11 protein-coding genes are annotated in these 12,826 nt (G+C 73.3%); 1 reads left to right on the top strand and 10 read right to left on the bottom strand.

The features are described 5' to 3' along the window. Positions 1 to 69: 69 nt before the first annotated feature. The 8 genes from CCL05_RS02985 to CCL05_RS02945 all read right to left on the bottom strand — a co-directional run bounded on the left by CCL05_RS02985 (position 70) and on the right by CCL05_RS02945 (position 9,508). Positions 70 to 2,310: an FUSC family protein gene (locus CCL05_RS02985; RefSeq protein ID WP_086558903.1), complete on the bottom strand. Its 2,241-nt coding sequence runs from the start codon at positions 2,308 to 2,310 to the stop codon at positions 70 to 72. Between the two features lie 87 nt (positions 2,311 to 2,397). After that, positions 2,398 to 3,768 carry an NAD(P)/FAD-dependent oxidoreductase gene (locus CCL05_RS02980; protein ID WP_086558902.1) on the bottom strand — a complete coding sequence of 457 codons (1,371 nt, stop codon included), beginning with the start codon at positions 3,766 to 3,768 and terminating at the stop codon, positions 2,398 to 2,400. A gap of 221 nt (positions 3,769 to 3,989) precedes the next feature. Then, the gene (locus tag CCL05_RS02975) at positions 3,990 to 5,720 is read right to left on the bottom strand and encodes a PP2C family protein-serine/threonine phosphatase (RefSeq protein WP_086558901.1); all 1,731 of its coding nucleotides are present in this window, start codon (positions 5,718 to 5,720) and stop codon (positions 3,990 to 3,992) included. After that, entirely contained in the window at positions 5,717 to 7,099 is a 1,383-nt protein-coding gene (locus tag CCL05_RS02970) for an ATP-binding SpoIIE family protein phosphatase (protein ID WP_244204134.1), read from the bottom strand. The genes CCL05_RS02975 and CCL05_RS02970 overlap by 4 nt, the downstream gene beginning before the upstream one ends. Beyond that, positions 7,099 to 7,539, bottom strand: coding sequence for an anti-sigma regulatory factor (locus CCL05_RS02960; protein ID WP_086558900.1), 441 nt, complete (start codon positions 7,537 to 7,539; stop codon positions 7,099 to 7,101). Before CCL05_RS02960 ends, CCL05_RS02970 begins: the two co-directional genes overlap by 1 nt. Further along, positions 7,539 to 7,958, bottom strand: a complete 420-nt coding sequence (locus CCL05_RS02955) for an STAS domain-containing protein (protein ID WP_086558899.1) — start codon at positions 7,956 to 7,958, stop codon at positions 7,539 to 7,541. The genes CCL05_RS02960 and CCL05_RS02955 overlap by 1 nt, the downstream gene beginning before the upstream one ends. Continuing rightward, positions 7,955 to 8,842: an STAS domain-containing protein gene (locus CCL05_RS02950; protein ID WP_086558898.1), complete on the bottom strand. Its 888-nt coding sequence runs from the start codon at positions 8,840 to 8,842 to the stop codon at positions 7,955 to 7,957. The genes CCL05_RS02955 and CCL05_RS02950 overlap by 4 nt, the downstream gene beginning before the upstream one ends. Positions 8,843 to 9,106: 264 nt before the next feature. Beyond that, a complete protein-coding gene (locus CCL05_RS02945; RefSeq protein ID WP_086558897.1) occupies positions 9,107 to 9,508 on the bottom strand; it encodes an STAS domain-containing protein in 402 nt (133 codons plus the stop codon). A gap of 335 nt (positions 9,509 to 9,843) precedes the next feature. Here CCL05_RS02945 and CCL05_RS02940 point away from each other — a divergent pair, with 335 nt between their 5' ends. Next, the gene (locus CCL05_RS02940) at positions 9,844 to 10,215 is read left to right on the top strand and encodes a hypothetical protein (RefSeq protein ID WP_086558896.1); all 372 of its coding nucleotides are present in this window, start codon (positions 9,844 to 9,846) and stop codon (positions 10,213 to 10,215) included. Between the two features lie 47 nt (positions 10,216 to 10,262). On the opposite strand, the gene CCL05_RS02935 is transcribed toward CCL05_RS02940, so the two are convergent. Both CCL05_RS02935 and CCL05_RS02930 read right to left on the bottom strand, forming a co-directional pair. After that, complete coding sequence (locus CCL05_RS02935) at positions 10,263 to 10,697, bottom strand: ATP-binding protein (protein ID WP_010033269.1); 435 nt, start codon at positions 10,695 to 10,697, stop codon at positions 10,263 to 10,265. Between the two features lie 116 nt (positions 10,698 to 10,813). Continuing rightward, on the bottom strand, positions 10,814 to 12,712 hold the full coding sequence (locus CCL05_RS02930) for an AMP-dependent synthetase/ligase (protein ID WP_086558895.1): 1,899 nt from the start codon (positions 12,710 to 12,712) through the stop codon (positions 10,814 to 10,816). Positions 12,713 to 12,826 lie beyond the last annotated feature (114 nt).

Raw genomic sequence — 12,826 nt, 5'->3', positions numbered from 1 at the left:
CCCGGCCCTCGGCCCCTCGGCCTCCGCGTCTCCGGGTCCCTGGGCCCTCGGGCCTCCGCCCCCCGGCCCTTAGGCCCGCGGTTCAGCCACCGGCACGCCCAGGGGTCGGGCGAGTCCCACCACGGCCTCGTCCAGTCGCTCCAGATGCCGCAGCACCCGGTCGGTGATCCGGCCGTAGCGCGGTGTGCCGGCGTCGGACCCCAGCAGCGAGGCGATGCTCGGCCCGGTCTCGATCCGCGCGGCGGCGTGCTCGTCGGCGACCCGGGCCGCGATGGTCTCGATGTTGCGCACCGTGCGCCCCGCGGCCCCGCGCAGCCGGGGATCCGCCGCGATCGAGGGATGCGTGGGCAGCAGCTCGGCGGTGGCCGCCAGCGTCCGCGCGTGGTAGGCGCAGGTCTCCAGCAGCGCCACCACGTAGCGGGCCGTGTGGCGGCGGGCCCGCAGCGGCGTGACCGGATGGGTCAGCGGCTGCGTGGCGGCCCGCAGGTCGGCCAGCGCCTGGTCGAGGTCGCGCGCCTTGTCCAGCAGGTCGTCCGCCGATCCGCCGCTCAGCTGGCCGACCGCGGCCTCCGTGACCTCGGCGAGCCGCTCCAGGACGGTCTCGAGCAGCTCGTTCGTCCGGCGGTCGGTCCGCACCGGCAGCACCAGCGCCGCCGCGACCACCCCGCAGGCCGCACCCAGCGCCGTCTCCTCCACCCGCAGCACGAGCACGTCGAGGCTGTAGGTGTGCAGCAGCGTGTACAGCAGCCCCAGCATCGCGGTCACGAAGAACGACATCAGCGTGTACGACAGCGGCGCCACGTAGAACATCGCGAAGATCAGCACCAGGACCAGCGCGAACGCCGTCACGGTGTGCTTTCCGACCAGACCCGCCAGGACGATGCCCGCCACCACGCCGAACACCGTGCCCAGCAGCCGGCGATAGCCCTTGACCAGGATCTCGCCCGTCGAGGCGGTGTTCAGGAAGACGATCCAGCACGTCAGCACCGCCCAGTACCAGCGCTGCGTGGACAGCAGCTCACCGCCCACGATGGCCAGCGCCGAACCGACGGCGACCTGCACGGCCGCGCGCGTGGTGGGCCGCCGCAGCCCCGTCTCTTCCTCCTCCGACGGCTCCTCGGCGCTGTCGATCGCGGCGTCCTCCGCGTCCAGCTCCTCGCGGGAGCGGGCCGTCGCGGGGCTGTCGTCGGACTCGTCCTGCGGGCCGTCCAGCGCGATCCGCAGCCCCAGCACCGAGCGGGCCGCCTCGCCGATGCCCCGGAACACGTCCTGGACGGCGGCGGGCGCGGGCGGCAGGTTCTCCTCGTCCCGGTAGCCCAGGAGCCGGTTGCGCACGTGCGCCAGGGCCGTGCCCGTGTCGCCGCTTCCGGCCCGCAGCACGAGGGTGCGCAGCGCCTGGAGGTCACGGCGCAGCGTGGCGGTGGCCTCGTCCGGCACGGCCAGCTGCCCCACCGACGGCGCGGGCGCGCCCGGCAGGTGCAGGGTCAGCGTGTCGGCCCGTTCGGCGCTGCGGGCGGTCAGCAGCAGCAGTCCGAGCCGCTCGGCGGCGATCTCGGCGTCCGCGATACGGCGCTGCACGAGCCGCGCCGCCGACTCGTCGGGGGTGCCCTCCTCCAGCCGCGCCTGGATCATCATCGCCGTCTCGTGCAGCGCCGCGGTGCCCTCGCGCACGGCGTCCAGGGCCTTGTCCATCTCGTCCGCGCCGGCGTCGAGGAGGTCGAGCTGCGCGGACACCAGCTGGGCCAGCCGGGCGCGGAAGGCCAGCCTCAGCCGCAGCAGGACACCCGCCGGGGTCGCGGGCACGACCGCGAAGCGCAGCAGGGCACTGGAGCAGAACGCCAGGGTGATGGCACCGCACAGCGTGGGCAGTGAGGACACCTCGGCGCCCACGAACAGGGACAGGAAGTAGACCTGGAAGCCGATCAGTCCGAGCGCGGTGCCCCGGTCGCCGAACCGGCGGCCGTAGACCGCGCAGAAGATCAGGACGACGAAGAAGACGTCACCGGCGTAGAGCCGCGCGTTGAGCACCGCACCCAGCGACACGGAGGCCAGTGCCACCGGCAGGCCCAGCGCGAGCGTCACGGCCTGCGCGCCGGGCTGCTTCTCCCGGATGGCGAAGGTGGCGACCATCGCCGCCATGGCCGCCGCCACCAGGAGATGCACATCGGCCCGCAACAGGGCGAGCACGGCCAGCGTGAGAGCGATGGCGCCGACCGTCCGCAGCCCCGCCGTCAGGCGCAGCAGCCCCGGGTCCGACGCGGCGACCCGGTCCCGCAGTCGTGCCCGCACCGACCGTCCCGCTGCCCTCACGCCGCCGCACTCTCTCCCGACTCACCACACCAAGATCCGCACCTCAGCATGACATGCCACGAGCGGAAGGCCCTCTCCGGCCCGGCGCTACTCCAGCCGCGCGGTGCCCTCGGCGTGTGCCCGTACCTGTTCCGGCGTCAGATAGGCGTCGGTGTACTCGAAGTCCTTCAGCCGCGCGGCCTTGCGGGCCTGGAACCCGGTCCGGACGAAGTCGTCGCCGGCGACCGCGTTGAGGAGCCAGTTGGTCATCACCCGGGTCTTGGCGACGTTGGTGCGCAGCGCCGACCAGTGGTAGCCGCGTGCCACGGCCTGGGCGGGCAGGCCGCGCAGCTCGATACCCAGCGGCTTGGAGACCGCGTCGGTGCCGCCGAGGTCGACGACGAGCCCCAGGTCCTTGTGGACGTACGGCCGCATCGGCCCGCCCCGCAGCGACGCGATGACGTTGTCGGCGACATGCCGGCCCTGCCGCTGGGCGTGCTGCGCCGTGGGCGGGCACATCGCCCCGTCCCCCTTGGCCAGGTCGGGCACGGCGGCCGAGTCGCCGAGCGCGAACACCCCGTCGTCGCCCGGAAGGTTCATCTCGGGGGCGACCGCCAGCCGCCCCTTGACGGTCTCCGCGCCCAGCGTCGCGATGAGGGGACTGGCGACGACCCCGGCCGTCCAGATGAGCGTGCGGGTCGGGATCACCCGCCCGTCGGTGAAGGTGACCTCCTCCGGTCCCGCCTTCGCGATGGAGACGCCGAGGGAGATCTCGATGCCGCGCCGGCGCAGGATCTCCTGCGCGCTGCTGCCGAGCTTGTCGCCGAGCTCCGGCATCAGCTTCGGAGCGATGTCGATCAGATGCCACTTGATCAGGCCCGGGTCCAGCCGCGGGTACCGCTTGACGGCGGCGTGCGTCAGCCGCTGCAGGCACGCCGCGGTCTCGGTGCCCGCGTAGCCGCCGCCGACCACCACGAACTGCAGCCGCGAGGCCCGCTCCTGCGGGTCCTGGCTGGCGTCGGCCAGGTCCAGCTGCGAGATGACGTGGTCACGGATGTACGCGGCCTCGGCGAGCGTCTTCATCCCGAACGCGTGGTCCGTCAGCCCCGGGATGTCGAAGGTGCGGGTGATGCTGCCGGGCGCCAGCACGATGTAGTCGTAAGGCTCGTTGACGATCTGGTCCGTGATCGTGCGGATGACGCAGACCTTGGACTTCAGATCGACCCCGATGGCCCCGCCCGGAATGATCCGCGTGCGGTACTTCTTGCTGCGGCGCAGCGAGACGGCGATCGACTGCGGCGTCAGCACCCCGGAGGCGACCTGGGGGAGCAGCGGCAGGTAGAGCTGGTAGGCGAACGGCGTCACCAGAGTGACGTCGGCCTCGTCCGGGGAGAGTTTCCGTTCCAGACGGCGGACGCACTCCACGCCGGCGAAGCCTGCGCCAACCACCAGGATCCTGGGTCGTGTCACGGTGTTCATCCCTTTCTGCGGCTCCAGGCGGTCTGCCTCGAACGCCTATCGACTGCCCATGGATCGCTGGTTCGCACCCCATTGATCCCACCGCGTCGTCGACCGGCACGCCAGTCGGACGCGGCGGGCAGACGAACGCGTCGATCACCACCATGCCCGCCCCGTGGCCGAAAAGCACCAGGCCGGCGTGAAGAAGGCGTGCACACCCGGCCGGACGGACGGACCGTACGTCAGCCCGCCCCGTCGCCCTGGAGATGGCACAGCAGCAGACACACGTCGTCGTCGCGCTCGGAATCGCTCAGCAGCGGATGCAGGATCCGGTCCGCCGAGCCCTCCAGATCGGCGTCCAGCTCGGCCGAACGGAACCCGCCGAGCGCCGAGGCCAGCCGCTCGATGCCCGGGTCTATGCCCTGCGCGCGCCGTTCGACCAGCCCGTCCGTGTACAGCGCGAGCGTCGAGCCCGGCGACAGGCGCACCGTGTGGTCGCCGATCTCCTGGGTGAGGGGAATGCCCAGCATGGCGCCGGGTTTGGCGTCGAGGGTGCGCACGGTTCCGTCGGGCAGCCGCAGCACCGGCGGCGGATGGCCCGCGGCGGCCCAGGTCAGCGTGGGCTCGTCCGGGTGGAACCGGGCGATGACGGCGGTGGCGTACAGGTCCGGCTGGAGATGGTGCAGGAACCGGTGCAGCCGGGTCAGCAGCCGGCCCGGGCTGTCGCCGTCGACGGCGTACGCCCGCAGCGCCGTGCGCAGCTGGCTCATCATGACGGCCGCGTGCAGACCGTGCCCGGTCACGTCGCCGACGACGGTGATGAGACCGCCGTCCCGCTGGGGGAACGCGTCGTACCAGTCACCGCCGATGTTCAGCCCGTGGGTGGCGGGCAGATAGCGCGCGGCCAGTCTGAGGCCCGGGGTGGCCGGCAGATCCGTGAGCAGGGCGCGTTGCAGCGTCTCGGCGATGTCCCGGTTGTGCTCGAAGCGCCGGGCGTTGTCGATCGCGATGCTGGCCCGCCGGGTGAGCTCGATCAGCATCACCGCGTCGTCCGGGTCCCAGCGCGCACCGGGCGGCGACAGGGTCAGCACGCCCAGCGGGGCCCGGCGCGTCGGCAGCGGAACGCACAGCAGCGGCCGGGCGGGATCCAGCGCGGACGGCGGCTGGTCGTCGACACCGGGCAGACCGCCGGGATGGTCGGCCGCGTACTGCGGCCGCCCGGTCCGGGCCGCGACCACGGCGGCGGCCGGATGCGGCGCCGACCGGTGCTTGTCGTCCTCGTGGTCGAACAGCCAGACGTCGACGCTGCGGGCGTACTCCGGCACCAGCAGGTCCGGCAGCCGGCGCACGATCTCCTCGTGGTTGAGCGAGGCCGTCAGCACGGCGCTCGCGTCCGCGAGGAACGTCAGTCTGCGGCGGGCGCTCTCCGCCTCGTTGCGTGCCCGGCGCTCGGCGGCGAAGGCCTCGCGCTGGGCCCGGCCGGCCGCGTCCAGCTCGGCGTGCAGGGCCAGGACGCCCTGGTTCGTCTGGTGCAGCTCCTCGCGGTGGAAGGCGACCAGATCCTCCTGCTCGGAGAGCTTGTCCAGCACCACGGCCGTGTCCTCGTCGGCGCCGAGCAGCGCCTGCGCGAGGGCGGCGGGATCGTCCTCGACGGCGCCGGCCTCCGTGGCCCCGGCCGCCTCGGGGCAGGGGACCGTGACCTCCCACGGCGGCTCCCCGGCGGCGGCCGACGCGTCCGGCGACGGCGTCACCACGGCGTGCAGCAGCCCCTCCTCGGCGGGGGACCCGGCCATGTCCAGGGTGAGCAGCCAGGTGCCGCCCTTGGTGAGGCACTGCCGCAGATGGGCGCTGAGGGCGGCGGCCAGCCTGGTCCGTTCGACGGTGGGCACACCGTACGCGGCGGCCAGGCGCGCCAGGGCGATGCGGGCGCGGGCCGCATCGGTGACGGTGGTGATCTGCCAAGTGCGCATCATGGGTGTTCCGGCGGGGTCGGAGTGAGCACGGCCACGGCGGTGTCGTCCCGCACCGGACGGGCGGGACTGCTCGCGTCACGTATCGCCACGGCGGCCGTCACGGCCGGGTCGGCCGCGGGCAGACCGGCGTCGGACGGCGGCGTCCAGCGGCTGGGCAGACCGTCGGTGTGCAGGACCAGCAGCCGGTCGGCGGCCCAGTCGGCCTCCTCCTCGCGGAGGGTGGCGGGCCGGTGCACGCCGACGATGCCGGGCCGCGACAGCAGCGGACGCCAGGTGCCGTCCGTGCGCAGCCGCGCCCCCACGTTCCCGATGCCGGCGAACCGCAGCCGCCCGGCCCCCACGTCGAGCTGGGCCAGGGCGACGGCCGCGCCCCGGGTGCCCTTCAGCGCGTCGTGGAGCCGCCGCAGCGACTCGGCGGGGGAGAGGTGGGCCCAGCGGTGCAGCGCCGTGACCGCGGCGGACGAGGCCCGGGCCGCCTCCGGGCCGTGCCCCAGACCGTCCGCCAGCATCAGCGTCAGCCGGTCCCCGGAGCGCACCCACGCCCAGGCGTCACCCGAGTACTCGGCTCCGCCGTAGGGGATGTTCACGCCTCCGGCGCGCACGCCGAGGACGGGCGCGGGCCGGTCACCCGAAGGGCCGGGCCGGGCTGCCCGCCCCGGTGCGCCGGAGACCTGCCGGGGGCCGGGGCCGTCCCAGAGGCCGCCGCTGTCCCCGGGCACGCTGCCGGCCCGCAGGGAGAAGCCCGACGCGCCGCCCGGCACCGTCGCGTGGCCCGTCAGGGTGCCGCACGCCACGGCTCCCGCCGGCGCGTCGCCGGCCCGTGCGGTAGCGCCCGGCCACCAGCCGTCGGCAAAGGCCCCGCCCCCGGACCACGCCGGAACGCCGGGAACAGCCGTACCGTCCGCCGGACCCAGGCCACCCGACACCACGTCGGGCCCCGCCGAACCGCCGCCGCGGGGCGTGGTGCCCACGCGGGCCACCGCGACCGTGCCGCGGCCGGGCGTGCTGTGCAGGGCGAAGTCGTCGGCGAGCCGCTGACACGTGCCGAGGCCCGCGCCGAGCGAGCCGGTCGTCGAGAAGCCGTCGCGCAGGGCCGCGGGCATGTCCGCGATGCCCGGGCCGTGGTCGATCGCGGCGATCTGCATGACCCGGGACTCCGCTCCACCCTCCCGCGGCGCGGGCGGGGCCACGACCTCGATGAGCACCTGGCCGCCCTCGGCGTGCTTGAGCAGATTCGTGGCGAGCTCGGTCGCGACCAGGGCGGCGGCCGCGGTGCGCCGCTCGTCGAGACCGGCCAGCGCGGCCGCGCTCTCCGCGGCGACCCGCGCGTCGCGCACCCGCGTCGAGTCGCGCACCGGGACGTCCCACACGCGTGGCATCAGGCCTCCTCGCGCGGACGCGGCGGCCGGGCCGCCCAGCAGGTCACCCGCACGGTGGTGCCGTCGCCCGGCGTGCTGTCGATCTCGAAGTCGTGCACGAGGCGCCGCGCGCCGCTCAGCCCCATCCCCAGCCCGTCGCCGGAGGTGTAGCCGTCGCTGAGCGCCTGGTCCAGGTCGGCGATGCCCGGCCCCTCGTCGGTGAAGGCCAGCCGGAGCCCCTGCGCACCGCCGCTGCTGAGGTGCGTCGCCTCCATCTGTCCGCCACCGCCGTGCACGAGGGTGTTGCGGGCCAGCTCGCTGGCCGCCGTGACCAGCTTGGTCTGGTCCACCAGGCCGAAGCCCAGTTGGGCCGCGGCCTGCCGCACGTGCTGTCGCACCCACACCAGGTCCATGTCCGACCGGATGGGCAAGCAGGCCTCCACGCCCGCGGCAGTGTGCATCACGGACTCTCCTGACGCGGGCCGCCCGGACGATACGCCGGGGTCTGCTGCGTGAGGAGCTCCATGCCCGCCTCGGTGCTGAGCGCCGTGCTCAGCCCGGGCAGCGTCAGGCCCAGTTCCGCCAGGGTGATGGCGACCGCCGGGCGCATGCCGGCCACCACGGTCCGCGCGGCCAGCAGCTTGGCCTGCGCGGCGATCTCGGCCAGCACCCGGCCGAGGAAGGAGTCGACGATCTCCACACCGGAGATGTCGATGAGGACACCACGCACCCCGGTACGGGAGATGGTCTCCGCGAGATCCTGCTGGAGCTGCTGTGCCGTGCTGTCGTGCAGGTCCCCCTGGAGCGTGACCAGCAGGACGTCACCGAGCCGGAGAACCGGCACGTGGCCCGGGACGGGACGGGAGTAGGCGTCGCTCACCGCTGGCCCGCACCCGGGTTCACGATGTCCGCGCCGAGTTCGTGCAGCGCGTACCGCAGCGCGTCGGAGAGACTCGCGCGGGTGATCACGTCCAGGTCCAGACCGAGGTGGACGATGGTCTGCGCGATGGCGGGGCGGATGCCCGAGACGATGCACTGGGCGCCCATCAGCCGCGCCGCCGCGACCGTCTTCATCAGGTGCTGCGCCACCAGCGAGTCCACCGTCGGCACCCCGGTGATGTCGAGGATCGCGAACCGGGCGTGCTGGTCGACGACGGCGTTCAGCAGCGTCTCCATGACCACCTGGCTGCGGGCACTGTCCAGCGTCCCGATCAGCGGCACGGCCACGACGCCGTCCCACAGCCGGATGACGGGCGTCGCCACCTCCATCAGCTGCAGCCGCTGCCGGTCGCTGAGAGCCTGCCACTCGCTCAGCGCCGTCTGCATGGCGACCAGCCGCAGGGTGCCCATCAGCACCGTCAGCGCCGTCGAACACGCCCGCAGATGCTCGGGCGGCGTCTCCTCCAGATCGGCGGCCAGCAGGTTCTCCACGGGCGGCCGCAGGGCGGCCAGCTCGCTGGCGACCTGGGTGTTCGACAGCCCCGCACGCGAGCGGGCCGCGCCCATCCGGGCCAGCTGCTCGCGCACCCCGCTGAATCCCGCGGCGTCCGGGTCCTCCACCTGATCCGAGTCGGCCACCTGGGCCAGCGCGTCCACGACGACCTTGCTCGCCTCCACCGCCTCGTCGCGCGAGACGGTGAACACGGTGCGGAACAAGGGCTCGTCCGCCCACCGCTGGGCGATCTGCTCGCGCCTGCGGTGCAGGAAGTCCCTGACCTCGTGTGTCGGCGTGGCGAGTTGTCCGTCCGCTTCGTGCTCCGGCACCTGGTTCTCTCCTCATCCGCGTTGCGTCGACCGAGCCCGCCAAAGGCAACGGGACGGTGCTGTGACACTTGCCGGGCGACAACTCTAACCATGCGCCGACCTCGTACGACACCGGATCCGGCGCAACCGATCCGGTCCGGGGGAACGGTAATTGGCCATCGCCGTCACCGGCGCGCGCAGGACGGACGGCCGTCCGGGCAGGGCGGAGGGAGGGCACCGGCCGCCGGTCCCGCCGGCGGTGTGCCCGCGGGGCCAACCGGCCCGTCAGGCGGTCTGCGCTCCCGGCTCCTCGGGGGTGTCCGGCACCTCCTCGGCGCGGGCCAGGGCCTCGTCGAGGCTCTCCGATATCGGCACCGTGATGCTGACGCCGGTCAGGTCGAGGACGCGCCGCACGGCCGGCGTCGGGTTGATGACGTGCACGCTGCCTGCGGTCTTCCGGGTCTCCTGGTACACCCGCAGGATGATGTTCATCCCGGACGAGTCCATGAACGGGACGGACGACAGGTCGAGCAGGAAGTGCCGTCGGCCGTGGTGGAGTTGGTTGGCCAGATGGGCCTGGAACTCGGTCGCGGTGTCGACGTCCAGGTAGCCGTCGACCGTGATCAGGGCCACGTCCTCCCGGGGCAGTTCGACCTCCACGGACAGCGGGTTCTGGGCGAGGGGCACGGGTACCTCCAACAAGTGCTACGGCCTGGGCGGGTCACCTCTGCGGATGACCGCGGTGCGGGGCGATGCCGGTTCTGGTGCGGGCTCTGCTGCCGTTTCTCATCTGCCTCCCTTCGCCACCAGGCTCCGTTTCCACCGCGCCCCGCGATTACCCCGGAAACCGGCCCCCATGCCTGAGGGGACGAACCCTGCCGAAGCCCGCCGCCGACGACGGTCGAAGGTGTGTGCGCCGAATGCGCTTGCGGCGGGAGGGTAATTGCTGCAGTGGAGCGGGTGGACGGGGGACCGTCCGCCGGGCTCCGCGATCCGCACACCGTCAGGGAGGATGGAGCAGCGTGGCCATCGACAGAATCTGGTCGTACGCGCCGGACAGCGGTCACATCGAGGGGCTGGATCTCACCGGTTTCGCCGTCGCCGCGACCGACGGCACGATCGGGCACGTGGACCGCGAGGCCGCCCCGCACGGCATGCGCCACCTGGTCGTCGACACCGGCGTCTGGGTGTTCGGCCGCAGCGTCCTGGTGCCGGCCGGAGTCGTCACCGGCATAGACACGCAGGGCCGGAAGATCACACTGGCCTGCACCAGGGGAGACACCAAGGCGGCGCCCCGCTTCCAGACCGACAGCGAGACCCGGGACCGGGAGTACCTCACGGCCGTGGGCGACTACTACGACAGGCTGCCGCCGCGCACGACGGCCTCGGCCTGAGCCCCGGGCCGGTCACGGGCGCGCGCCGCGCCCGTGACGCTCCCGGCTCACCAGGGCAGGAAGACGTGCACGTCCTTGCCACGCTCGTCGCTCACGACGCTGACCTGGTCGCACAAGGTGTGGATCAGATGCCAGCCGATGCCGCCGCCCCCGCTGCGCGGATCGAAGGGGCGCGGGGCCGGTTCCGTGGAACTGGTGTCGTGCAGCACCACATGCACCCCGTCGAAGGTCCGGCGCATCCGCAGCGCGAACGGACCCGGGGCGTACTGCACCGCGTTGGCGGCCAGTTCCGTCACCACCAACAGGATGTCGTCCCAGTACTCGGGGGCAGAGGGCGGCGAGGAGCGTGACAGATCCCGCAGGAACTCCTCCGCGGCCAGCCGCGCTCCCGTCACGTCGTGCGGCTCGCCCACGAAGCTGTTCGTGCGGCTCGGAATCTCCTCGGAGGTCAGTGCGTCATCCCCACGCGGCTCGGTTGACATATCGCCTTTCCGGCCCGGCGTCAGCAAGGGCTGTCGTCAGGGCTGTCGTCCTTTCTCTTGCGTCGCCACTGTTGCGTGTTCCCGAGGGGGCGAGGCCTACGCGTCCGGCTCCGTGCTCAACGGAACACGCTGTCCGAGTCGTCCCAGTTCGACGGCTCGTCCCGGGGGCTCGGCCGCCCGGGACGCCTGCGTGACTGGTACATCGCGTCGATCTCGGACGCGTAGTGCCGCACGATCTCGTCCCGGCGCAGCTTCATCGAGGGCGTCAGCAGCCCGTTGGTCACGTCGAACGGCTCCGGCAGGACCCGGAACACCCGGATCGACTCCGACCGCGACACGGAACTGTTGGCCGCCGCCACGGCACGCGCCACCTCCTCCCGCAGCGCGTTCTCCTCCCGCGCCTCCCGCATCTCGCCCTGCAGCGCCAGCGCCGCCCGCCAGTGCGCCAGGAACTCCGGGTCCAGCGTGATCAGGGCGCCGACACAGGGCTGGTTGTCGCCCACGACCACCGCCTGGTGGACCAGCGGATGCATCCGCAGCCGCTGCTCCAGGGCGGCCGGGGCGACGCTCTTGCCGCTGCTGGTGACGATGATGTCCTTCTTGCGGCCGGTGATCGTCAGATAGCCCTCGGAGTCCAGCTGCCCGAGGTCCCCGGTGGCCAGCCAGCCGCCGCGCAGCGCGGCCCGGGTGTGGGCCTGGTCGCCCACGTACCCCTGGAACACCGACGGGCCGCGCACCAGGATCTCCCCGTCCTCCGCCAGCCGGATCTCCGTGCCCGGCAGGGCCTGCCCGACGGTCCCGGACTTCTCCCGGCCCAGCGGCTGCATCGTCACCCCGCCGCCGGTCTCCGTCAGGCCGTACCCGTCGTGCACGTAGATGCCGATGCCCTCGTAGAAGAGCGACAGATCGCGGCTGAGGGGAGAGCCGCCCGAGGTCGCCCGCCGCACCCGGCCGCCCAGCGCGGCCCGCAGCCTGCGGTACACCGTGCGCTCGTACAGGGCGTGCTGGAGCCGCAGGTCGAAGCCGGGCCCGCGGCCCCGGCCCAGCCGCTGGCGCTCCAGGGCCGCGGCGAACTCCCGAGCCGTCTCGGCGGCCCGCTCGAACAGACCGCCGTGGCCGCCCTGCTGGGCCGTGCGCAGGAAGTTCTTGTAGATCTTCTCGAAGACCGACGGGACCGCGTAGAAGTACGTGGGCCTGAAGGAGCGCAGCGCCGACGACAGTGCCTCCCCTCCCAGCTCGGCCTGGTGGCCCATGAGCAGGCCGCCGCGCAGGCACAGGCCCTGGATCATCAGCCCGTACACATGGGAGAAGGGCAGGAACGCCAGCACGGAGCCCTGCTCGCCGCGCGGTGCCGCTGTGTGGCCCCAGCCCGCCAGCAGCGTGTCGCAGGGGGCGGCCAGGTTGCGGTGGCTGAGGGCGCAGCCCATGGCGTGGCCGGAGGTGCCGGAGGTGTAGGCGATCACGGCGGTGGAGTCCGGCAGCACGATGCGGCGCATGGAGTCGACCGTGGCGAGCGGGACGAACTCCCCACGCGCGGCCAGGTCCTCCAGCGCGCCCGCGTCCAGCTGCCAGACGTGGCGCAGCAGCGGCAGTGACGCGCACACCGAGCCGACGGTCATCACGCCCTGCTCGTCCTCCACCACCACGGCCACACAGCCGGCGTCCCGCAGGATCCACTCGACCTGGTCGCGCGACGACGTCGGGTAGATGGGGACGACCTCGGCACCCACGGCCCACAGCGCGTAGCACAGGACCGTCCACTCGTACCGGGTGCGCGCCATGATCGCCACGCGGTGTCCCGGCGCTGTCCCCGAGGCGATCAGTCCCTTGGCGACCTCCACCACCTGGTCGCGCAACTCGATCGCCGTCACTTCCTCCCAGGAGGCGGCGGCCGGGTCGGCCCGGCGGGCGAGCACCGGCCGGGTGGGTTCGCGGTCCGCGGTCTCGAAGACGCTGTCGGCGAGCCCGCCGGTCAGGGGCGAGACGGCCGGTGGAGCGAGGGCGAGGTCGCGCATGCTGCTCCTGACGGGTACGGGGTGTGACGTTGCCGACGGGTAGCGTCATCGGCGGGGCTCGAATGTAGTCGAGCCGGGGCCCTCAGGGGTCGGGAAATACGGAAGTCGTCCCGC

Origin of the sequence: Streptomyces africanus (assembly GCF_002150735.1) — a bacterium.
Classification (GTDB): Bacteria; Actinomycetota; Actinomycetes; order Streptomycetales; family Streptomycetaceae; genus Streptomyces; species Streptomyces africanus.
This window is presented reverse-complemented; position numbering and strand designations above follow the sequence as displayed.

Bases quoted from the DNA above. Each gene is read 5' to 3' on its own strand.
- CCL05_RS02980 (WP_086558902.1), bottom strand. From the start codon at position 3,768: ATGAACACCGTGACACGACCCAGGATCCTGGTGGTTGGCGCAGGCTTC.
- CCL05_RS02975 (WP_086558901.1), bottom strand. From the start codon at position 5,720: ATGATGCGCACTTGGCAGATCACCACCGTCACCGATGCGGCCCGCGCC.
- CCL05_RS02970 (WP_244204134.1), bottom strand. From the start codon at position 7,099: ATGCCACGCGTGTGGGACGTCCCGGTGCGCGACTCGACGCGGGTGCGC.
- CCL05_RS02960 (WP_086558900.1), bottom strand. From the start codon at position 7,539: ATGCACACTGCCGCGGGCGTGGAGGCCTGCTTGCCCATCCGGTCGGAC.
- CCL05_RS02935 (WP_010033269.1), bottom strand. From the start codon at position 10,697: ATGTCAACCGAGCCGCGTGGGGATGACGCACTGACCTCCGAGGAGATT.
- CCL05_RS02930 (WP_086558895.1), bottom strand. From the start codon at position 12,712: ATGCGCGACCTCGCCCTCGCTCCACCGGCCGTCTCGCCCCTGACCGGC.